This window comes from Streptomyces sp. NPDC001137, assembly GCF_040298885.1.
Lineage (GTDB): Bacteria > Actinomycetota > Actinomycetes > Streptomycetales > Streptomycetaceae > Streptomyces.
Genome location: NZ_JBEPBA010000001.1, coordinates 39,712 through 61,766, shown reverse-complemented (window position 1 = coordinate 61,766; position 22,055 = coordinate 39,712). Strand labels below are relative to the sequence as shown.

19 protein-coding genes are annotated in these 22,055 nt (G+C 70.3%); 11 read left to right on the top strand and 8 right to left on the bottom strand.

Annotation, left to right across the window (positions count from 1 at the left end):
- Positions 1–80 precede the first annotated feature (80 nt).
- From ABT254_RS00285 to ABT254_RS00275, 3 genes are all read left to right on the top strand, one after another.
- Positions 81–659 (top strand): dihydrofolate reductase family protein, encoded by a 579-nt coding sequence (locus tag ABT254_RS00285; RefSeq protein WP_351462198.1) that lies wholly within the window; start codon positions 81–83, stop codon positions 657–659.
- Between the two features lie 41 nt (positions 660–700).
- Positions 701–1,573 carry an LLM class flavin-dependent oxidoreductase gene (locus ABT254_RS00280; RefSeq protein ID WP_351462197.1) on the top strand — a complete coding sequence of 291 codons (873 nt, stop codon included), beginning with the start codon at positions 701–703 and terminating at the stop codon, positions 1,571–1,573.
- Positions 1,574–1,708: 135 nt separating this feature from the next.
- Positions 1,709–2,500 (top strand): methyltransferase domain-containing protein, encoded by a 792-nt coding sequence (locus ABT254_RS00275; protein ID WP_351462196.1) that lies wholly within the window; start codon positions 1,709–1,711, stop codon positions 2,498–2,500.
- 3 nt (positions 2,501–2,503) lie between these two features.
- On the opposite strand, the gene ABT254_RS00270 is transcribed toward ABT254_RS00275, so the two are convergent.
- A complete protein-coding gene (locus ABT254_RS00270) occupies positions 2,504–3,658 on the bottom strand; it encodes a winged helix DNA-binding domain-containing protein (protein WP_351462195.1) in 1,155 nt (384 codons plus the stop codon).
- A 648-nt stretch (positions 3,659–4,306) separates the two neighbouring features.
- Here ABT254_RS00270 and ABT254_RS00265 point away from each other — a divergent pair.
- From ABT254_RS00265 to ABT254_RS00235, 7 genes are all read left to right on the top strand, one after another.
- Entirely contained in the window at positions 4,307–5,080 is a 774-nt protein-coding gene (locus tag ABT254_RS00265) for an isoprenyl transferase (RefSeq protein ID WP_351462194.1), read from the top strand.
- A 329-nt stretch (positions 5,081–5,409) separates the two neighbouring features.
- Positions 5,410–6,735, top strand: coding sequence for an RNA 5'-3' helicase PhoH2 (gene phoH2 / locus ABT254_RS00260; RefSeq protein ID WP_351462193.1), 1,326 nt, complete (start codon positions 5,410–5,412; stop codon positions 6,733–6,735).
- Between the two features lie 419 nt (positions 6,736–7,154).
- On the top strand, positions 7,155–7,838 hold the full coding sequence (locus ABT254_RS00255) for an aggregation-promoting factor C-terminal-like domain-containing protein (protein ID WP_351462192.1): 684 nt from the start codon (positions 7,155–7,157) through the stop codon (positions 7,836–7,838).
- A 159-nt stretch (positions 7,839–7,997) separates the two neighbouring features.
- Positions 7,998–9,368 (top strand): AI-2E family transporter, encoded by a 1,371-nt coding sequence (locus tag ABT254_RS00250; RefSeq protein ID WP_351462191.1) that lies wholly within the window; start codon positions 7,998–8,000, stop codon positions 9,366–9,368.
- 154 nt (positions 9,369–9,522) lie between these two features.
- Complete coding sequence (locus ABT254_RS00245; protein ID WP_351462190.1) at positions 9,523–10,347, top strand: MarR family transcriptional regulator; 825 nt, start codon at positions 9,523–9,525, stop codon at positions 10,345–10,347.
- Positions 10,348–10,405: 58 nt separating this feature from the next.
- The gene (locus tag ABT254_RS00240) at positions 10,406–10,798 is read left to right on the top strand and encodes a roadblock/LC7 domain-containing protein (RefSeq protein WP_351462189.1); all 393 of its coding nucleotides are present in this window, start codon (positions 10,406–10,408) and stop codon (positions 10,796–10,798) included.
- Between the two features lie 4 nt (positions 10,799–10,802).
- Entirely contained in the window at positions 10,803–11,231 is a 429-nt protein-coding gene (locus tag ABT254_RS00235) for a hypothetical protein (RefSeq protein ID WP_351462188.1), read from the top strand.
- A 52-nt stretch (positions 11,232–11,283) separates the two neighbouring features.
- Here ABT254_RS00235 and ABT254_RS00230 read toward each other — a convergent pair whose 3' ends face one another.
- The 5 genes from ABT254_RS00230 to ABT254_RS00210 form a co-directional block, all read right to left on the bottom strand.
- Positions 11,284–13,617, bottom strand: a complete 2,334-nt coding sequence (locus ABT254_RS00230) for an ABC transporter permease (protein WP_351462187.1) — start codon at positions 13,615–13,617, stop codon at positions 11,284–11,286.
- Positions 13,614–14,300, bottom strand: a complete 687-nt coding sequence (locus ABT254_RS00225) for an ABC transporter ATP-binding protein (RefSeq protein ID WP_351462186.1) — start codon at positions 14,298–14,300, stop codon at positions 13,614–13,616. Before ABT254_RS00225 ends, ABT254_RS00230 begins: the two co-directional genes overlap by 4 nt.
- Entirely contained in the window at positions 14,297–14,821 is a 525-nt protein-coding gene (locus tag ABT254_RS00220) for a PadR family transcriptional regulator (RefSeq protein ID WP_351462185.1), read from the bottom strand. Before ABT254_RS00220 ends, ABT254_RS00225 begins: the two co-directional genes overlap by 4 nt.
- Before the next feature lie 128 nt (positions 14,822–14,949).
- Positions 14,950–15,192, bottom strand: coding sequence for a type II toxin-antitoxin system antitoxin (locus tag ABT254_RS00215; protein ID WP_351462184.1), 243 nt, complete (start codon positions 15,190–15,192; stop codon positions 14,950–14,952).
- Positions 15,189–16,106 carry an SPFH domain-containing protein gene (locus ABT254_RS00210; protein WP_351462183.1) on the bottom strand — a complete coding sequence of 306 codons (918 nt, stop codon included), beginning with the start codon at positions 16,104–16,106 and terminating at the stop codon, positions 15,189–15,191. Before ABT254_RS00210 ends, ABT254_RS00215 begins: the two co-directional genes overlap by 4 nt.
- Before the next feature lie 273 nt (positions 16,107–16,379).
- Between ABT254_RS00210 and ABT254_RS00205 the strand changes: the two genes are divergently transcribed.
- Entirely contained in the window at positions 16,380–18,737 is a 2,358-nt protein-coding gene (locus ABT254_RS00205) for a transglycosylase domain-containing protein (RefSeq protein WP_351462182.1), read from the top strand.
- 146 nt (positions 18,738–18,883) lie between these two features.
- On the opposite strand, the gene ABT254_RS00200 is transcribed toward ABT254_RS00205, so the two are convergent.
- Complete coding sequence (locus ABT254_RS00200; RefSeq protein WP_351462181.1) at positions 18,884–19,315, bottom strand: hypothetical protein; 432 nt, start codon at positions 19,313–19,315, stop codon at positions 18,884–18,886.
- Between the two features lie 587 nt (positions 19,316–19,902).
- On the bottom strand, positions 19,903–22,011 hold the full coding sequence (locus ABT254_RS00195) for a SpoIIE family protein phosphatase (protein WP_351462180.1): 2,109 nt from the start codon (positions 22,009–22,011) through the stop codon (positions 19,903–19,905).
- Positions 22,012–22,055 lie beyond the last annotated feature (44 nt).

Below are 22,055 nucleotides of genomic sequence, written 5' to 3'. Positions count from 1 at the left end.
CTCAGGTGGACCATCCGCGCGTACGGTGAGGACCACGACCGGCGCGGGACGGATCAGGAACAGACCAGGCGAGGTGGCCGATGGCGAAGATCGTGTGGACGATGGGCATCTCCCTCGACGGCTATACCGAGGGCCCCGACCACGACATCTCCTGGCACCGCGTCGACGACGAGCTCCACCAGCACATGAACGACACCATCCGGCAACTCGGCGGCCTGCTCAGCGGCCGTCGCACCTACGAGGCCATGGCCTCCTACTGGCCCACGGCGGACGCGGAACCCGGCGTCTCCGCCGTCACCGCCGAGTTCGCCGGGATCTGGCGGGACATCCCGAAGGCCGTGTACTCGCGGACGATCGAGCACGCCGGGTGGAAGACCACCGTCTTCCGGGACGTCGTCCCCGAGGAGGTCAGGGCGCTCAAGGAGCAGGCGGATGCGGATCTCTGGCTCGGCGGGGCCGAGATCGCCGAGGAGTTCCTGCGCCTCGGACTCATCGACGCGTACCGGGTGTACGTCCATCCCGCCCTGGTGGGGCACGGCACACGGCTCTTCCCGGAGGCCGACATCGCGGCCTCGCTCCGGCTCACCGACAGCCATGTCTTCGGCAACGGCGTCGTACTCCTGCAATACGAGCCGGACACCGACGGCGGCGGTGAATAAAGCAGTTGTCCGGTTCGTTTCCGCCCGGATAGGAAGAACGCATGACTGGACTCGGTGCCGTGTTCCGCCCCCAACTGCCTCCCGAGCGCCTGAGGGACGTCGCCCGCCTCGCGGACGAGAGCGGCCTCGAAGAGCTCTGGCTCTGGGAGGACTGTTTCCGGGAGGGCGGGATCTCCACCGCCGCTGCCGCCCTCGCCTGGACCGAGCGGCTGCGGGTGGGTGTCGGGCTGCTGCCGGTTCCGCTGCGCAACGTCGCCATCACCGCCATGGAGGCCGCCGCGCTGCACCGGATGTTCCCGGGGCGCGCCGTCGTCGCCGTCGGGCACGGGGTGCAGGACTGGATGGGGCAGGTCGGGGCGCGGGTCGAGTCGCCGGTCACACTGCTGCGTGAACACCTTGTCGCCCTGCGGGCCCTGCTGGGCGGGGAGCGGGTGACGACCGAGGGGCGCTACGTCCGGCTCGACGACGTCGCGCTCGACTGGCCGCCCGCCGGTCCCGTGCCCGTGCTGGCCGGCGCCACCGGGCCGCGTTCACTGCGGCTGTCCGGGGAGGCGGCCGACGGCACGATCCTCACCGCCTCGACCACGGCCGACGGCGTACGGCGGGCCCGCCGGCTCATCGACGAGGGCCGGGAGTCCACCGGTCGCACCGACCCGCACCAGGTGGTCGTGTACCTCCTCACCGCCACCGGCCCCGACGCCGCCGCCAGGCTCCGCGCCGAACTCGCCGACGAGGGCCTGGAGTCCGTCCCCGACCTCGGCGTCGCCGGAGACGCAGGCGCCGTCGCCAAGGCCGTACAGCGGCTGGCGGACGCAGGCGCCGACAGGGTGATCCTCCAGCCGACGGGCGACGAGCCCGACCCCGAGGGCTTCGTACGCTTCGCGGCACAAGAGGTCAGGCCCCTCGTCCCGTGAGCAGGGTGCGCAAAGTCCCCCACGGTCCGGCGGCGCCCCGATAGGGGCGCGGGGCTGCATCGATATGCGGCTCCGCCGCGTGGGCGCGACCAGCCACGACGGCGCCGCAGACAACCCCCAGACAGGACGGAACCCATGCCTCGCAGAGAAAACAACCGCTTCGAGGCCCTCCTCGCCGAAGGCACCGCCGTACCCACCGAAGGCTGGGACTTCTCCTGGTTCAAGGGCCGCGCCACGGAGCAGCGGCCCTCCTGGGGCTACGCCAACTCCCTGGCAGGCCGCCTCGCCACTGCCACAGCCGCGCTCGACATCCAGACCGGCGGAGGCGAGGTCCTGCACTTCGCCCTGAGCCGGGCCGAGAAGCCACCGATGCTCACCGCCGCGACCGAGGGCTGGCCGCCGAACGCCGCCAAGGCCACCGCCCTGCTCCGCCCGCACGGCACCGTGGTCGTCTCCGTGCCCGAGGACGCCCCGCTGCCCTTCGCGGACGGCGCCTTCGACCTCGTCAGCAGCCGGCACCCGGTGACCCCGCACTGGACGGAGATCGCCCGTGTCCTGGAGCCCGGCGGCACCTACTTCGCCCAGCACGTCGGCCCGAACAGCGTCTTCGAACTCGTCGAGTACTTCCTCGGCCCCCAGCCCGACGCATCCCGCAGCACCCGCCACCCCGACCACGAACGCGCCGGCGCCGAGGCCGCCGGCCTGGACGTCGCCGACCTGCGCGCCGAACGGCTCCGCGTCGAGTTCCACGACATCGCAGCCGTCGTCCACTTCCTGCGCAAGGTGATCTGGATGGTTCCGGACTTCACCGTCGAGGCGTACGAGGACCGGCTCCGCGCCCTGCACGAACAGATCGAGTCCGAGGGCCCCTTCGTCGCGCACAGCACCCGTCACCTGGTCGAGGCCCGCAAGCCGCACCGCCGATGAGCCCTATGCGTGCGCTCCCGCCGTCACCTCGCCGATCACCAACTCCGGCTCCGCCTCCAGCACTTCGCCGATCCGTTCCACCTGCTCGCCCAGCTCCCGCTCCTGCCGCGCCGTCAGCCGCCCGAGCGGCTCCACCGTGACGGTCGTACGACGTCCACGGCGCCGCTGGTGCCACACCCCCGCCACCACGCCGTCCACCAGCAGCACCGGGTAGTTGCCCGCCTGGCCGCCCGCCAGCGCACGTTCGTAGGCGGCCCCCGGGAACAGCAGCTCCCGGGGCTGCGCGGCGATGCCGTAGGCGTCGAAGTACGGCAGCAGACGGACCCCGGGCAGCCGCCCCTCGGGGAACTCCGTGTCGCCCGCCACGAGCCAGCACCCCCGCTCCCCCTCGAAGACGACCTCCTCGACCTCCCCGGCCCCGGCGAGCGTGCCGAACAGCTTGACGGCCCAACCCCCGGGCGCCGCCAGCCACTTGGCGAAGTGCTGCGGGGTCGCCGGGCCGTACGCGCGCAGATATCGGCGGACGAGTTCGCGCACCGCCTCGTCCGGCGGCAGCGGTGTGAAGTGCGGCGGGCGGGTGTACGTCACCTTGCGGCCACGGTTCGGGCCGAAGCACAGGGCGCCGGACTGGCCGGCCCGGTGCAGCACCTGCCGCCAGCGCGGCCACAGGTCCTGGAACGCGGGCATCACCCGGTCGCCGGCCCAGGGACCGGTACGGGCGACGACCTCCTCACTCAGCTCGTCGATGGTCAGGGACACCCCTTCCAGGGCCCCACCGATCGCCGCCACGATCCGCTGTGCCTGCTCCTCGGTGACCCGTACCCCCGGTGCGAACGGGCTCGCGGTGGACGGTACGGCGGGCAGCGCCGAGCACCACAGGGGCAGTTCCCGTGCGGGCAGCAGATGGACCGTCCCGCGCGGGCCGTGCGTCTTCACCAGCGTCCGCTCGTCCCACAGCGCCGCGCGCACATCGGCCCGGGTCGTCCTGGCAGACCGCACTCCCACCGACACCTCGGCCGCGGACAGCACCTGCGCATGCGCGGCGAGCATGGCGCCGACCACATCGGCGACCGATGTGCCCGGCTCGGCAGGGTTGGCCAGGAACTGCCGTTCCAGTCGGCGAGCGCTCGCCTCGTTCCAGCTGATCCTCAGGGTCATGGGACGACCGTAGGATCCAAGCAGGACAGTTTCTGTCCTAGATGGAGCTTCCGTGCGCGAAGGCGGGCGGTTTCCACATCGTTATCCCCCCGAGTCGATTCCAGTCCCATGCGTCACGTAAGTTCAGACCAAGGTAATTCGCGTGAGCAAAGCTGCGCGGCGGCACCGCGCAGTGGAGGGGGCTGCGCGGTGCCGTATCCACGTCAAATCGACGTTCGCGGGCCGGGTCACCCGGCTGGGGGATGCCGGGACAACTCGCCCGAACGAGTCCCAAGACGCGGCAAACCCTCCGGATCACTCCGCTTCCCCCACGTTTCCCCTGGAAATCCGCCATGATCCGGCCATGCGCCCGCCAGGAAAGTGCCACTCCATGGCCATCGGCGCGTCGCCGTTCGAATTCGGAGAGTAGTTGTGGCACGCCGATGCACCCAGCAGCACTTACAAAGGGTTATGGTGGAAACCCCCCCTCGGGCCGGTCCGTCTCCCCCCCACGGACCGGCCCGTTTTCTGTGCCCCCAACCACCCCTTGGGGGAGCCGTGGTGGAGCCGGGGGTAGGCTTCGCCCCCGGGGACCGCCATACGGACAGGATCGCCCTCCACACTCCCGGGCCGCGCCTGTCCGATCCGTACGGAGGGGCTGACAATCACGTGAACCTGCGCGACAAGCTGCGCGGCCTGCTGGTCAGGCTGTACGCACGCCGGGTGGAAGGCCACCTGGACCACGCTCAGGTGCCGGGGCACATCGGCGTCATCATGGACGGCAACCGACGCTGGGCGAAGGCCGCGGGCTCCTCCACCGAGCACGGCCACCGGGCCGGTGCCGAGAAGATCGAGGAGTTCCTCGGCTGGTGCAGCGAGACGGACGTCGAGGTGGTCACCCTCTGGCTGCTGTCGACGGACAACTTCGACCGGCCCCAGGAAGAGCTCGTCCCGCTGCTCGGCATCATCGAGGGCGTCGTGAAGACGCTCGCCGCCGACGGCCGCTGGCGGGTGCACCACGTCGGCACCCCCGACCTGCTCCCACCGCAGATGCAGACCACCCTGAAGGAGGCCGAGGAGGCCACCGCCGGCATCGACGGGATACTGGTCAATGTCGCCATCGGGTACGGCGGCCGCCAGGAGATCGCCGACGCGGTGCGCTCGATGCTCCTCGACGCCCACGACAAGGGCACCTCGATGGAGGACCTCGCCGAGGCCGTGGACGTCGACATGATCGGCCGCCACCTCTACACCGGCGCCCAGCCCGACCCCGACCTGGTGATCCGTACCAGCGGTGAGCAGAGGTTGTCCGGATTCATGCTCTGGCAGACCGCGCACTCGGAGTACTACTTCTGCGAGGTCTTCTGGCCGGCCTTCCGCAAGGTCGACTTCCTGCGCGCCCTGCGTGACTACGCGGCGCGACACCGGCGTTACGGCGGCTGACCCGCCGTACCCCTCCGAAGGGCGCGCGAGTACCCCGATTTGGGGCATCCGTAACGAGGAGTTCACCAAGGTGCCGTCATATGCGTCGGCATGGTGACGCATGTTCGAGGGCATAAGCCAGTCAGGTCGATGCCCGAACCACGGGTGTCGGATCTCAGCGGGCGGCACGGGGCCGTCCGCCCGGGAGGCCCTTTGCACCAGCCCGACCGTGCGGTTCCAGCACGGAAGAACAGGCGGAGGGCCGGTTTTCGGCCCGTGCATCGCGGCCGTCGACCGGCCCAGCTCCACTCCGTCGCTCCCCGACCTCATCCGAGGGGGTACGTCCTTCCGTGGTGACCAGCACAAAGCGCCACAAGCCAGACCGGCGCACCTATGTTCTCGACACCAGCGTCCTGCTGGCCGACCCGAACGCCCTGAGCCGCTTCGACGAGCACGAGGTAGTGCTCCCCATCGTCGTGGTCACGGAGCTGGAGGCCAAGCGGCACCATCCCGAGCTCGGCTACTTCGCCCGGCAGGCCCTCAGGCTGCTCGACGAGTTCCGGGTGAGGTTCGGCCGCCTCGATGCCCCCATCCCGATCGGGGAACTCGGCGGGACCGTACGTGTCGAGCTCAATCACTCGGACCCCAGCGTGCTGCCGACCGGCTACCGCCTGGGGGACAACGACTCCCGCATCCTCGCGGTCGCCCGCAATCTGCAGGCCGAGGGGTTCGACGTCACCGTCGTGTCGAAGGACCTGCCGCTCAGGATCAAGGCCTCGTCCGTCGGTCTCCTCGCCGAGGAGTACCGCGCCGAGCTCGCCATCACGGACTCCTCCGGCTGGACCGGAATGTCCGAACTGACCCTGCCCGGCGAGCAGGTGGACATCCTCTTCGAGGAAGGGCACGTGTATGTGCCCGAAGCGTCCGGCCTTCCCGTGCACACAGGGCTGACCATCCAGTCGGAGCGCGGCAAGGCGCTCGGCCGGGTCACCGCCGAGGGCAACATCCGCCTGGTGCGCGGCGACCGGGAGGCCTTCGGCATCAAGGGCAGGAGCGCGGAGCAGCGGATCGCGCTCGATCTGCTCCTCGACCCGGACGTCGGGATCGTGTCCATGGGCGGCCGGGCCGGCACCGGAAAGTCGGCGCTCGCGCTGTGCGCGGGACTCGAGGCGGTGCTGGAGCGGCGCCAGCACCAGAAGGTGATGGTCTTCCGGCCGCTGTACGCGGTCGGCGGGCAGGAGCTCGGCTATCTCCCCGGCTCCGAGGCCGAGAAGATGAGCCCCTGGGCGCAGGCGGTCTTCGACACGCTGTCCGCGGTCACCAGCCGCGAGGTCATCGAAGAGGTCACCGCGCGCGGAATGCTGGAGGTCCTTCCGCTCACCCACATCCGCGGACGCTCGCTGCACGACGCATTCGTGATCGTGGACGAGGCGCAGTCACTGGAACGGAATGTCCTGCTGACCGTTCTGTCCCGAATCGGCGCCAATTCACGGGTGGTTCTCACCCATGACGTGGCACAGCGGGACAATCTGCGCGTCGGACGCTACGACGGTGTCGTCGCCGTGGTGGAGAAGCTGAAGGGGCATCCGCTCTTCGCGCATGTGACGCTGACCAGGTCCGAGAGGTCCCAGATCGCGGCGCTTGTGACCGAAATGCTCGAAGACGGACAGATCTGAGCCGGAAGGCCAACTCTGAGGTAATTCAAGGTCGGTTGGCGCCGTTCCGCAAAGGCCGTGAGCCTAGCGGGGCGGCGCCTTCGCGTGTTGCTGTTTCTCAAAATCCCTGGGGTCAAACGGCATGTGAGCTTTCACACGCAACTCAGAATTGCCACCCGGCGTCCGGTTACGGCAGAGTCTCACTCCTGTCAGGCCCCGCATACGACACACCTGTACCCCCAGCGGTACGGAACCACATGAGCACCACAGCTAACTCCACAGCGTCGTCGTATGCCGCCCGAGCACCACGCGGCGCTCCCCTCGCGGGAGTTGCCCACCGGGCCCGCGCCTCCCGTGACCCCGTAGTTGGGAGGCCAGAGTCAGGGGCACGATTGCGTCCGCCAGGGTCACCGAAGCGGGCGATGCTGGAAGGAAACCGTGTGAGCCGGATTTCGGTCCGGGGATTCGCAGTGGCCTCGGCCACCGCGGTCACCGCCGTCGGAAGCGTTGTCGGAGTTGCCTCGGGCAGCACCGCCGTGCCCAACGACGCCGAGGCGACGGCAAGCGACGCGACGCTCCTGGCGGACATACCCGCGGGCCAGCAGGCCCAGGTCCAGACCGCCTCCCTGACGCAGCAGGCCGACGCCCAGGCGATCCAGGCCGACGCGAGCGCCAAGAAGGACGCCGAGGAGGCCGCCCGCAAGGCTGCCGCCGACACCGCCATCGCCAAGAAGGCAGCGGCGGAGAAGGCTGCCAAGGAGGCCAAGGAGCGCGCCGAGGCCAAGGAGAAGGCCAGCCGCAGCGCCGGTGACTTCCCGATCCAGAGCTCGTACTCCGTCGCCGAGATCCAGGCGATGGCACGGCAGATGGTGCCCAGCGGCCAGTTCCAGTGCTTCAGCTACATCGTGGACCACGAGTCCAGCTGGAACTACCACGCGGTCAACGCCTCCTCCGGCGCCTACGGCCTCTTCCAGGCGCTGCCCGCCTCGAAGTACTCCTCGGCCGGCTCCGACTGGCAGACCAACCCGGCCACGCAGATCAAGTGGGGCCTGAACTACATGAACAACCGCTACGGCAGCCCCTGCGCGGCGCAGTCCTTCTGGGTCGCGAACCACTGGTACTAGGCCCGGCGCGCAGCCGCCGAGACCCGCGGTCCGGCCTCTCAACCTTCGACAGCCCCTCCCCGTCATAGGGGGAGGGGCTGTTGCCCTGTACGGTCGATCCGACGACTCCAGGGGGGAGTGGTGGGGAGCACCCGGGGACGCGGGGGAAGAGGACGGATCATGTCGCGAGTGCCAGGGTGGCTCGGCCGTATCGGCGCCGGTCTGACCGAGGTGAGCGAGCGGTTGGACGAACGCCGCGCCGAGGTGGAGCGGGAGACCGCCGGGGACGAGACACCGCGTCCGCCCCGCAAGACCGCCGCGGACGATCCGCCGTCCCGGGACCGAGCGGCTCAAGCGCCGCCGCCCGCGCCCGTGGTACGCCCGGACCCCGTGCAGGCCGTGCCGTGGAGTGTGCGCGTCGCCGCCGAGGCCGGCTGGCGGCTGCTGGTGCTCGCGGGCACGGTCTGGGTGCTGATGCGGGTCATCAGCGCCGTACAACTCGTCGTCTTCGCCTTCGTCGTCGCCCTGCTCATCACGGCGCTGCTGCAGCCGACCGTGGCCCGCCTCAAGCGTCACGGGGTGCCGCGCGGCCCCGCCACGGCGCTCACCGCGATCCTCGGCTTCGTCGTCATGGGGCTGATCGGCTGGTTCGTGACCTGGCAGGTCATGGAGAACATCGACAACCTCTCCAACCAGATCCAGAGCGGCATCGACGATCTGCGCAACTGGCTGCTGAAGAGCCCCTTCCACGTCACCGACAAGCAGATCAACCAGATCGCCAAGAACCTGCGGGATGCGGTCGGCGCGAACACCGACCAGATCACCTCCGCGGGGCTGGAGGGCGTCCAGGTCGTCGTCGAGGCCCTCACCGGCATCCTGCTGACCTTCTTCTCGACCCTCTTCCTGCTCTACGACGGCCGGCGCATCTGGGAGTGGACGCTGAAGCTGGTGCCGGCGGCGGCCCGCCCCGGTGTCGCGGGCGCCGGCCCGCGGGCCTGGAGCACGCTGACCGCCTATGTGCGCGGCACGGTGCTGGTGGCCCTGATCGACGCCATCTTCATCGGCCTGGGCATCTACTTCCTCGACGTCCCCATGGCCGTCCCGCTGGCCGTCTTCATCTTCCTGTTCTCCTTCATCCCGCTGGTCGGCGCGGTGGCCTCCGGCGCGCTGGCCGTGGTCGTCGCACTGGTCACCCAGGGCGTGTTCACGGCGGTGATGACGCTCCTCGTGGTCCTCGCGGTCCAGCAGATCGAGGGCCACATCCTCCAGCCGTTCATCCTCGGCCGCGCGGTACGCGTCCACCCCCTCGCGGTGGTCCTGTCGGTCGCGGCGGGCGGCATGGTGGCCGGCATCGGCGGCGCGGTGGTAGCCGTTCCGCTGGTGGCGGTGACGAACACGGTGGTGGGGTATCTGCGGGCGTACTCGGCCGGAGTTCTCCCCGCCGATCAGCAACAACCAGCCCGTCCGGCGATTGAGGACGAGGCCGTTCAGGCCGAAGGGGGGTCCGGGGGCACAGCCCCCGGCGACGTCACCCAAGACGCCGGCGCCTGACGTCCGACGGTGCCTGAAACGGGCCCCCGGCTCGATCAAATGCGCACCGAACAAAGCGATTTGAACGAGCTCGCGGCTCAACTTCCGTCACCTGGAGACAGGTCGGAAACCTGCACCCGGAATATGCGTTCGGACTGATACACCTTCCCGCGTGATGTCGGGCTACGACCTGTTGACGCGGGCCCTCGCCGCCTGTGGGCGGGACGGGTGGACCGGTGTCCTGCGCGTGTCCGGGGCGCCCGGCGGCGCCCTGCACCTCAGGGACGGGCTCGTCGTCGCCGCCGAGTCGCCGGGGGCGCCGGGGGCCGAGACACTGCTGCTGCGGTCCGGGCGGTTGGACGGCGAGCAGTGGGCCGCGCTGGTCCGGGAGGCCGGGGGCGCACGCTGGCCGGCCGCCGGGCTGATCGCCCACGGGTACGCCGGTGCCGCCCAGCTCAGGGTGGTGTGCGCGATGGCGCTGCAGGACGCGGCCTTCGCGATCCTCGCGGGCCGTATCGACGGCTGCGAGCGCGTCGGGGACGGCTCCGAAGCGCCCGCTCCGGTCGCCGTGGGCGAGCCGCCCGCCCGGCTCCTGGAGGACGCCGCCCGCAAACTCGCCGCCCTCGCGGCCCTGCCCCGCCCCGTCCATCCCGACCGCGAACGCCCCGTGCCCGGCCCGCACGCCGGCGGCCCGCTCAGCGCACTGCAACGCGCGCTGCTCGACCACGCCGACGGTCGCCGTACCGCCCGCGACCTGGCCTTCCGCGCCGGGCGCGGCGTCTACACCGTCACCGTCGAGGTCGCGCGCATGCTCGGCGAGGGGCTCCTGGAGTGCCCCGCCGTGCCCGCGCCGATCCCGGTCCGCGCACTCCCCGAGGGCATCCGCCACCGCACCCCGCCCCCACCCGCACCGCCCCCGCCGCAACCGCCGGCACCCGTCGACCTGCCCCGGCGCAGACCGGGCGGCTTCTTCCGGCTGCGGAACGGGGCCCCGAAGTGAGCCGGCCGAGCAGCCGCGAGACCCATGAAACGCAAAGAGAAATAGGGGAGTTGAGCATATGGATCATGAAGCCCTGGCGCTCGAGATGCGCGGCCTTCGAGAGCAGGTGGCCGGAATCACCGACACCGCGGTCGCGGCGGCCGACGGACTGCTGATCGCCGCCGACACCGCCGACGCCATCGACCCCGAAGGCCTCGCCGCGCTCGCCGCGGCCGGCCTCGGCCTCGCCCGCCGCACCGCCCAGGCGACCGCCCGCGGCACGCTGCGCCGGACCGTGACGTACGGCAGCCACGGCTGTGCCGCCTGTTACGCCGTCGGTGACACCGCCCTGATGGTCGTGGTGGGCGACGAGGGCATGGACGTCGACCGCCTGCACCGGGTGACTCAGCCCGCCCTGGACCGCATCGGCTCGATCCTCACGCACCAGAACAAGACAGCTGAAGGAGTCTGAAGGGATGGCGACGAAGCGTATGACCCCAGGTTTCTCCGATCAGGTGATGGGCCTGGTCAAGTCACTCCGTACCGACGCCCCCGACTGTGTCGCCTCTGGCGTCGTCGACATGTCCACCGGCATGCTGCTGTCGTACGAGACCGTCGACAACCACCCGCCGGAGGTGCTGGACCTGCTGGCCGGCGCGACCCTCGACCTGTTCCAGGGACGCACGGTCGTGATGATCGAGGACGTCTTCAAGGAGCGCCGCGGGATCCAGAGCGACAACCACTTCTTCCAGGAGATCCTCGTCAACAGCGAGAACCTCACCCATCTTTTCGTGCGCATGAACGAGCAGCAGGACGTCGTCGCCGTCGTCGTCTGCCGCAAGTCGGTCAACGTGGGCATGCTGTTCGCTCAGGTACGGCGGGTGGTGCGGGAGTACGGCCTGTGAACGGACAGGGCCCCTCCCCGACGCGGGGAGGGGCCCTGGGCCCGGGCCGTCCCTACTCGGTGCGCAGCCCGTCCGGGCGCATCAGCCGCAGCAGCGGGGGCAGGCTGAGGAGGGTCACGGCGAGTACGACACCCGCGCCGATGCCGGTCATCGACAGCACGCTCGCCCAGTCCACGCGCACTGTCTCGCCGGTCATCCGCAGCAGCACCGCGCCCAGCGTCAGCCCGACCACCGAGGCCAGCAGCAGGCCCAGCGCGATCGGGATCGCCGTCTGCCACAGCACCGACAGGCTCAGCGTGCGGCGCCGGGTGCCGAAGGCGACCAGCGAGGACAGCAGCTTCTTGCGCTCGCGCAGCTGCTCCAGCTGGGAGACCAGCAGGCTCGCGCCGATCAGCAGCAGCACACAGGTCGCGCCCACGAACAGGCCGTTGCGGATGGACCGGAACTGCAGCGACTGCCGGCTGCTCGTCAGGGTGTACACGTCCGCCAGTGGGTCCAGCCGTGCGGCGGTGTTGCGCGCGTAGTCGCTCGCGTCCGGCACCGACTCGTCGAGGGAGAGGTACACCTGCTGGCTCAGACCGGCCGCCGCGGCCTTGGGCAGTGCGCCCGGGGTGAAGAGCAGGCCGCTGCGCTCGTAGCCGGTGGGGTCCTCGCGCTGTCCTGCCGTCTTCATGCCCGGCAGCACCTTCCAGGCCACCGGGTGGCTCGGCGACCCGTCGTAGGCCGGGTCGAAGTACAGCGTGTCGTCCGGCCCGGTGGCCTTCTTCGTGTCGCTGTCGTACTCGCCGCCGAGGATCCGGAAGACGTCGCCGTCCCGGCAGGACGGCAGACTCGCCACTTCACGCAGCTCCGTACAGCTGCCGACGGCGACCTCCAGCGTGGTGTGCGGCTCCTTCGCCCGGTCCCCGACGGAGCCCTGCGAGATGACCGACGCATGGCGTACGCCCTTGGTCTCGGCGAGCTGCCGGCCCGTTTCCGCCAGCGAGACGTCGCCGCGCACCATGACCTGCAGCTGAGCCCGGTTCAGGTCGTTCTTCGTCACCTTGGTGTAGTCGTGCTCGACCCCGGCGAACAGCATCTGCAGCGCGATCGCCCCGGCCACCGCGACCGCGATGCCGTTGACCATGCGGGCGGCCGAGCCACTGCTCAACTGCAGCCTGCGGACGGCGAGTTGCCAGGAGACCGAGCCGGAGTTCAGCCGGGCCACCACGGCCTCGACGATCCATGGCAGCAGCGCGGTGACGCCGACCAGCAGCAGCACGGTGCCGCCGATCACCATCCACTCGTTGAAGCGGCCGTTGTCGTTGCCCTGGCCGATCATCGGGTAGAGCAGCGCGAGGCCGCCCAGCGGCAGCAGCAGCCGCCACCACAGCCGGCGCCGCGGCGGCTTGGCCGTACGGACCACGCCGAGCGGTTCGATGACGACCCCGCGCAGCGCGAACAGCGTCACCAGGACGGCCGCGGCCGGTACGGCGACGGCGACGAGCGCGACCAGCGCGGGCGAGGGATTGAGGTCGCTCGGGAACACGCTGATGTCCCGCACGTCCAGCAGGGCCGCCAGCTGCCGCCCCACCAGGAAGAAGACGGTGCCGAGGACGAGCCCGAGCAGGGCCCCGGCGAGGGCCTCGCCGCCGGCGATCCGGCGCGCCATCCCGCCGTCCGCGCCGACCAGCCTGAGCGCCGCGAGCCGGCGGTCCCGGCGCTCGCCGCCGAAGCGGACGGCCGCCGCGATGAACACGCCGACCGGCAGCAGCAGCACCACAAAGATGATCATGATGAGCAGGATCAGGATCGGATCCAGCTCGTCCTGCTGGTGTCCGGGGGAGGGCCCGAAGTAGTTGATGCGCTCGACGCGGCCGCCGGACAGATGGTCCGCGAGTCCCGTCGCGCCCGCGTAGTAGGAGAGTTCGGTGGGCCCGATCAGCCCGGAGTTCCCGATGGTGCCGGTGATCCGGTACGGGAGGCGCTCGCGCAGCAGTCTGCCGGAGCCGGAGTCGAGCAGCTTCTTCAGCGCCGGCGAGACGACCATCTCGCCCTTCGCCGGGAACTTCGCCACCCCCGGCGGCAGCGGCGCCCGCGCGCCCTCGGGCTCCAGCAGCCGGCCGCGCACGTCCTTGCTGCGGAACGTCGTGTCCGCGGAGGCGATGACGAGGGTGTTGTCCGCCTTGCGCAGCACCTTCTGGCTGTACGTGAAGTCGTCCCGGGCGGTGCCGCGCTCGTCGCGCCGGTGCAGTGCGCTCGGTATCGCCGTCGTGAGCAGCAGCAGCGCCACGCCGAGCCCGACGCCGACGGCCGTCAGCAGGGCCCGGACCCATCCCTCGCGTCCGCCGGTGAAGGCGAACCGAACCCCCATGGCCAGATCGTCGGCCCACTGACGCATCCTCATACGATGCGCTCCATGTCCCGGGACTTGCCGTCCCGTACGACGATCTCCCGGTCGGAGTAGGCGGCGACCCGGGCCTCGTGCGTGACGAGGACGACGGCGGCGTTGGTGGACCGGGCGGCGTCCGTGAGCAGATCCATCACGCGCTCGCCGTTGAGCGAGTCGAGCGCGCCGGTGGGCTCGTCGGCGAACAGCACACGGGGGCCGGTCACCAGAGCCCGGGCGACGGCGACGCGCTGCCCCTGACCGCCGGAGACCTCGCCGGGCCGCTTCTTCGCGAGGTCGTCGACCTCCAGCCGCTCCATCCAGGTCAGGGCGGTGCGCTCGGCCTCCTTGCGGGAGGTGCCGTTCAGCCTGAGCGGCAGGGCGACGTTCTCGACACAGGTCAACTCAGGTACGAGCTGGCCGAACTGGAAGACGAAGCCGAACTCGGAGCGCCTGAGCGCGCTGCGCTCGGCATCGCTCATGGTCGCCATCTCGCGCCCCGCGTACAGGATCGACCCCGAATCGGGCGTCACGATCCCCGCGAGACAGTGCAGCAGCGTCGACTTGCCGGACCCGGAGGGGCCCATCACGGCGACGACCTCACCGGGGTGGATGGAGAACTCGGCACCGTCCAGCGCGGTGGTCGGTCCGTACGACTTGCGCAGCTCGTCGGCGACGAGCAGGGAACCTGCGGGAGTCACTTGGCCACCGCCTCCGCGAGTTTGTCGAGACGCGCGGCGGTCAGCTCCAGCCAGCGCAGGTCGGCCTCCAGATGGAACAGGGCGTGGTCGCAGATGAGCTGGTCGGCCAGGTCCCCCTTCCGCTTCCGGTCGGTGAGGATCCGCATCATCCGCAGGTGCTCGGAGCGCTGCGTGTCGAGGATGTCGGCCGCGTTGCGGTGGGTGAGCAGCGCGAGGACGACCTTGGTGTACAGCGTGGACTGGAGATACGGCTCGGGGGCCTCCGGCGTCGCGAGCCACCGCTCCACGTCGGTGATCCCGGCGTCGGTGATGGCGTACCGCTTGCGCTCGGGCCCGCCGCCCGCCTCGATGCCGTCGACCTCGACGAGCCCGTTCTTCAGCAGGCGGGACATCGTCGAGTAGACCTGGCCGTAGTGCAGCGGCCGGTCGTGACCGAACTTCTCGTCGAAGGCCCGCTTCAGGTCGTAGCCGTGGCGGGGCCCGGACTCCAGGAGCCCTAGAAGGGTGTGACCGATGGACATGTCCACGACTCTACACATGGTGTATACGCCTTGTGTATACGCCCCGTGTTTAGATCATGGCGGGGTGTACAGCGGGCTCACAGCTTTGCAGGTGGGGGCCGATTGTCACGGTTCTGCTACACGAACCTTCAGTGCTCGGGATCTGCGGGCGGGCGCCCGCGGCGCGGGATCGGTCCGGCCCCTCCCGGGAGGCGCCCGGCCTCGTGCAACGCCTTGCGCAACAGGAACTCGATCTGGGCGTTCGCGGAACGCAGCTCGTCCCCGGCCCACCGCGCCAGCGCCTCGTACACCAACGGGTCCAGCCGCAGCAGCACCTGCTTGCGCTGCTGCGGCCGACGCCGGGGCGAAGCCCCCTCGGAAGGTTCCGTCACTGGTAGAGCGTCCCGGTGTTGAGCACGGGCTGCCGGGCGCGGTCCCCGCACAGCACCACCATCAGGTTGGACACCATCGCCGCCTTCCGCTCCTCGTCCAGTTCCACGATGTCCTGCTCGGTGATCCGGGCGAGCGCGGCCTCCACCATCCCCACCGCTCCGTCCACGATCTGCCGCCGGGCCGCGACGACCGCCCCGGCCTGCTGCCGCTGAAGCATCGCCGAGGCGATCTCGGGAGCGTACGCGAGATGCGTGAAGCGCGACTCGATGATCTGCACCCCGGCCGCCTCCACGCGTGCGTGCAGCTCGGCGGCGAGCTTCTCGGTGATCTCCTCCGCGTTGCCGCGCAGCGAGAGCCCGCCCTCGTCATGGGCGTCGTAGGGGTACTCGATGGCGATGTGGCGCACGGCCGCCTCGGTCTGCGTGGCGACGAACTCCAGGTAGTTGTCCACCTCGAAGGTGGCCTGCGCGGTGTCGCGCACCTTCCACACCACGACCGCGGCGAGTTCGATCGGGTTGCCGTAGGCGTCGTTGACCTTGAGGACGGCGGTCTCGTGGTTGCGCACCCGCGTGGAGATCTTCGTGCGGGAGGTGAAGGGGTTGACCCAGCGCAGGCCGTCCTGCCGGATCGTCCCCCGGTAGCGCCCGAAGAGCTGGACGACCCGCGCCTCGCCCGGCGCCACGGTGTTCAGCCCGCGCAGCGAGATCACCGCCGCGACGAGGACGACGGCGCCGCCGGCCGCGAAGGCCGGATTTGCCTGCGCGGCCGCGAACAGGAGGACGGCGACCAGGAGTCCGAGCAGCCCGAGCAGCAGTGCGAGCGCGCCACCGATGCTGTGCGCGGTGAACTCCCGGACGCGGGGCGCCGGCATCTCCGGTATGTCGGCCTCGGGAGTGGTGTCGTGTATGGGCATGGGTGGTCCCCCGTCGTCGTGGTGCGGTCCGGTCGGCATGCCCTCAAACGAAAGCATGCATCTAGCTAAGTGATATCACTTTACCCCGCAGAGCAACCCTGAACCCCTCTCGGCCGTCGGTTCCATCGGAGCGGGTGCTGATTGTCACGTCCGCAAAAGAGCGGATCGACCGACCTTTGTCACATCTCCCGGTGTTAGCTTTCTGAGCTGACCTGTGCTGTGAACCTGTGTGGCAGATGAGCACACATGACCGAAGCGGAGCGGAACGGACCCATGGGACGAGCGGAAGAGAGACGAGCGCGACAGCGTGGTGGCCGCCGCGCGGCGCCCCCCACGCGCTCGTCCGGCATGGAGTCGTCCGGAACCGAGCCCACCGTCATAGGCGGCCGGGCCGCGGCTCGCCGTGCGGCCCAGGGCAAGGGCAGGAGCAAGGGCAAGGCGGGCAAGGACGGCAGGAGCTTCCTACGCCGGCTGTTCACCTGGAAGAAGATCCTCGGAACCTTCTTCGTGCTGTGCCTGCTCGGCATGGGCGCCTTCGTCGCGCTGTACATGATGATCAAAGTCCCCGACGGCGGCAACCCCGACGCGACGCTGCAGAGCAACGTCTACAAGTACAGCGACGGCCAGCTGCTGACGCGCGACGGCGAGAAGAACCGCGAGATCGTCGATCTGTCCAAGGTCCCCAAGCCCGTCCAGCACACCTTCGTCGCCGCCGAGAACAAGACCTTCTACGAGGACAACGGCGTCGACCTCAAGGGCACCGCGCGAGGCATCCTCAACACGCTCTCCGGCAAGGGCGCGCAGGGCGGTTCGACGATCACCCAGCAGTACGTCAAGAACTACTACCTGACGCAGAACCAGACCATCTCGCGCAAGCTGAAGGAACTGGTCATCTCGCTGAAGCTGGACCGGACGAAGTCCAAGGACTTCATCCTCGCCGGCTACATCAACACCAGCTACTACGGCCGCGGCGCGTACGGCATCCAGGCCGCCGCGCAGGCCTATTACCACGTCGACGCCCAGAAGCTCTCGGTCCAGCAGGGGGCGTACCTCGCCGCGCTCCTCCAGGCGCCCAACCAGTACGACTGGGCGATCGCGACCGACACCGGCAAGAAGCTGGTGCAGGCCCGCTGGAACTACGTCCTCGACAACATGGTCGAGAAGAACTGGCTGGACAAGACCAAGCGCGCGGAGATGAGGTTCCCGACCCCCTTGGCGCCCAAGGCGGCGCCGGGCATGGGCGGGCAGACCGGCTACCTGGTGGACGCGGCCAACAACCAGCTGGCGAAGCGGCTGGTGACCCAGGGCACCGCCGACAACTTCAACGACGCCATGACCATGGTCAAGGCCGGCGGCTGGACCATCACGCTCAACATCGAAAAGAAGAAGCAGGTGGCGCTGGAGAAGGCCGCCAAGGAGCAGCTGAACAGCAAACTCGACCCGAAGAAGCGCTCGGTCGACGGGGAGGTCCAGGCGGGCGCCGTGTCCGTCAACCCGAAGACGGGCGCGGTCGTCGCGATGTACGGCGGCAAGGACTACTACAAGCACTTCCGCAACAACGCGACCCGCACGGACTACCAGCCCGCCTCGACGTTCAAGCCGGTCATCCTCGCCGCGGCCCTGGACGGGGCCGCCGAGACCCAGGACGGCAAGGCGATCGGTGCGAACACGATCTACGACGGCACCAGCAAGCGCCAGGTCGTGGACGGCAACGGCAACAAGGTCGGCTTCGCCCCCGAGAACGAGGACGACCAGAGCTACGGCCCCATCACCGTCCAGACGGCGATGAACCAGTCCGTGAACTCCGTCTTCGCGCAGATGGGCGCCGACGTCGGTATGAGCAAGGTGCTCAAGGTCGCCGGCCAGCTCGGCATGGACACGGCCGGCCTCGATCCGGTGTACGCGCAGACCCTCGGCACCATGGGCGCGAGCCCGCTGCAGATGGCCGGGGTCTACGCGACCCTCGACAACCACGGCAAGCAGGTCACCCCGACCATCCTCAAGTCCGTGGAGAACAGCAGGCATTCGGTCACCCTGCCGGATCCGATCGGCGACCAGGTCATCACCCGGGAGGCCGCCGACACGGTCACCTCCGTGCTGACCGGCGTGGTCGACGACGGTACGGCCAAGAAGTCGGTGCAGGAGAACCCCAACCGTGACGGCCGCAAGGTCGCCGGCAAGACGGGTACGTCCGACGAGAACCGCTCGGCCTGGTTCACCGGCTTCACTCCCGACCTGGTCACCTCAGTGGGCCTGTTCGGCGAGGCAAAGAGCGGCGCCCAGGTCTCGATGTACCACGCGGGCGGACTGCCCCGCGTCAACGGTGGCACGTTCCCGGCAGAGGTCTGGGCGGCGTACATGTTCGGCGTCTCCAAGACGGGCCTGAAGTTCGACCTGGACACCACGCAGGGCGCGGCGGTCCAGCCGACCTGGACGCCGACGGTCACCCAGACGCCGAGCCGGACGCCCAGCCAGTCACCGACCACTCAGAAGCCGTCCGAGACCCCGTCTCAGACGCCGTCGCAGACCCCGACACGGAAACCCACGCAGACGCCGACGCAAACACCCACGCAGACGCCGACGCAGACCCCGACGGCCCCGACGGACCCGCTCAATCCGAACGGCCAGTAGCAGCGGCAGAAAACAAAGGGGCGCCCGGCGAACGCCGGGCGCCCCTTTCGTTCTCGGCACCCGATTGCCGGGCGCCTGCCCCGAGGAGGTGTGCCTTCCCGCGGCAGGAGTCGCGGGAAGGCACACGGGTGACGGCAGAGCAGGCGTCAGGAGACGCCGGCCGAGCAGTAGTTCAGCAGATGCGAGCCCTCGAATCGGGCGACCTCGATGCCGAGGTCCCAGATCCCGCTGACCCCGCCCGCGGTGGCGGATGTGTCGATCTCCTTGGAGGTGCCGTATCCGTCGTAGTTCGCGTGCCAGGGGTAGTACCCCTTGGAGCCGTCGGCGTAGTACGCCACCACACGGATGCTCACATGGTGGCGGTCCTCGACCCAGTCATAGACCTTGAGCTTGATGGACGGCACCGTCCTCTGGCCGACGCCGCGGTGCCACCCGCTGGTGGCTATGGAACCGCTGGCACCCTCGGTCTCGCACGACCCGTGGTACCTGTAGTCCGCAGCGTGCGCGGGGGCCACCCCGAGCCCCAGAGTGATAGCCAGGCCGGCCACGAGTGTGCCGAACTTCGCTTTGGCAGTCATGCAATTACCTCCAGAAATATGTGGATCACTTACTGCGGCGGGACCGGAGGAGATGTCACGGATATTTGTCTCCGGTGGCGTCGCGAATGAGGGAACAGTGATCGTGCGCTGAGGCTTTTTCATTCCCTCGACTGAGAATTTCCTGCTCACGCCCGCGCTTCCGTCAGATCTGGCGGGGCTTTTCGAGCAGGCCAGTTGCTTCCGTGATCGCCCGGAAGGCGCCGGTGTAGAACGCCGCTTCAAAGAAGTCGCTCAGGGGGTTCCCTGTCCGGACCGCCAGGCGCACGTGGGGCTGTGCCCGCCCCTGAGGAATTGGTCAGGGGTGGGCAGGGCGACTTTGGGAAGGGTCAGCGAGGGAGGGCGTCCAGGATCGACGAACCACCGATTCTTGTGAGACGCATCTCGATCCCCCATGTGTCAATGCATACGGATGGGGGCGACACAGGGCGTGCTGTGCGGAAGTCCCCCTGGACGTTCGCGCGGTCAGGAGGCCGGAGTGGTCAAGTCCGGGTCGCCGATCGCGAGTCCACCTTACACGAGGCATGGACACGCCAGATAAGTCTCCGTGCCCGTACGTCGCCGCCGCGTCAGATCTGGACCGCGCTGCTCCCGAGCTCGAACCAGACCACCTTCCCGGTGCTCAGCCGCGTCGCCCCCCACCGCCGGGCCAGCTTGTTCACCAGGTACAGGCCGCGACCGCCCTCGTCCGTCGCCCGTGCCTGCCGCAGCCGCGGCAGCTGCGGTACGTCGTCGCCGACCTCGCAGCGCAGTACGTCGGTGCGCAGCAGCCGCAGCGTGACCGGCCGGGAGGCGTAGCGGACGGCGTTCGTGACGACCTCGCTGACGAGGAGCTCCACGGAGTCGCTGAGGTCCTCCATGCCCCAGCGGGACAGCGCGCGCCGGGCCAGCCTGCGGGCCCGGCCGGGCGCCGCGTCCTCCGGCTCCAGGAACCAGTACGCCACGTCGCTCGGCGCGATCCCGTCGAAGCGGGCGGCGAGCAGCGCGATGTCGTCGTCCCGGTCGCCCGGGCCGAGCATGTCGAGGACCTCGTCGCAGAGCGCTTCCAGCGGCGGCGGATGGTCGGGGCCGGTCAGCTGTGCGGTCGCGGCGAGCTTCTCGCGCAGCTGTTCTATGCCGGTCCACACGTCCCGCAGCCGGGACTCGACCAGGCCGTCGGTGTACAGGAGCAGGGTCGCCCCGGCGGGTGCGTCCAGCTCCACGGCCTCGAAGTCGACGCCGCCCACACCGATCGGCGCCCCCGGCGGCACCCGCAGCACCTCGGCGCGGCCGCCCAGGTGCAGCAGGACCGGCGGCGGATGGCCGGCGTTGGCGATGGTGATGCGGTGCGAGACCGGGTCGTACACGGCGTAGAGGCAGGTCGCCATGCGGTCGGTGCCCAGGCGCTGGGCCTGTTCGTCGAGGTGGTGCAAAACCTCCTGCGGGGGCAGGTCGAGGCCCGCCAGGGTCTGGGCCGTGGTCCGCAGCTGGCCCATGATGGCCGCGGACGTCATGGAGTGGCCCATCACGTCACCCACCACCAGCGCGACCCGGCTGCCGGGCAGCGGGATGGCGTCGTACCAGTCGCCGCCCACCCGCGCGGTCTCGGCGGCGGGCAGATAGCGGGACGCCAGCCGTACGCCGGTGGGCCGCGGGAGGGTCTCCGGCAGCATGGTGCGCTGCAACTCGTCGGCGATGTACGCCTCGCGCCCGTACAGCACCGCCTTGTCGATGCCGAGAGCGCTGTGCGTGGCCAGCTGGGCGGCGACCAGCAGGTCGTCGGCCTCGAAGGCCATGCGCTCCGGGCGGCGCAGGAAGAGCGCGGCGCCGATCACCCGGCGCCGGCCGCGCAGCGGGGCGAGGATCGCGCGCCGTCCGCCGGGTACGGCGAACTCCCCGCCCTCGACCAGAAGTTCGGGCAGGGCGGCGCGGGCGGCGGGCGCGTCCGTGAAGACCGGGCGGACCCCGCGCAGCACCTCGGCGAGCGCGCTGCCCGGCCGCACCTCGCACAGTTCGGCGCCGACCGCGTCGAGCCCCGTCATCTCCGGGGCCTCCGGCTGAAGGGCGGGCGAGAAGCCGCCCTCGGTGTCCCGCTCCGCGGGGATCCGGTCGGTGCGCCGCAGCCGCAGCACGAGCGGGCCGGTGGGCCGCTCGTCGCCGACGGGCAGCGGGTCGCGCAGATAGACGAGGATCGCGTCGGAGAAGGTCGGCACGGTGGCCCGGCACAGGCCCATGACGATCTCGTCGAGGTCGATGCCGCGGGCGATCCGCCGGGTCGCGGCGCCGACGAACCGCAGCCGGTCGCCGTCCCGCCGCATCGGCGTGGGCTGCCCGGGGGTCGTCATTCCCTGCCCGGTACGGCGCTCCTGGGCGCCGGACCCCTGCGGCCGGTCCTGCTCGCCGTCCGGCTGGTCCGGGATGGTCTCGGGCAGGGGGCGCGGACGGTGCGTGCCGGGTTCCACGGCTTCTGCGGCGGCGGGCTGCGAGTGCTCGGGGCCGGTGGTGTCGGAGGGGGGCGAGACCGGGTCCTTTCCCTGGCTTCCTTTGCTGCACGGTGTGGCCGTACCCGGTGTCGACGGGGTCTCCCCGGTGCGCGCCTGTGCGGGTAAAGCGGCCGTGGGGGAGGGCGTCTGGGTGTGCAGGAGCGCCCCGCGGGGGTCCGCGGGGTCGGCGCCCGGCTGCGGGCGCTCGAAGGACATGGGGTGCTCCGTCACGCGTGTCGAATCCGTCCGTCCGGGGCTGC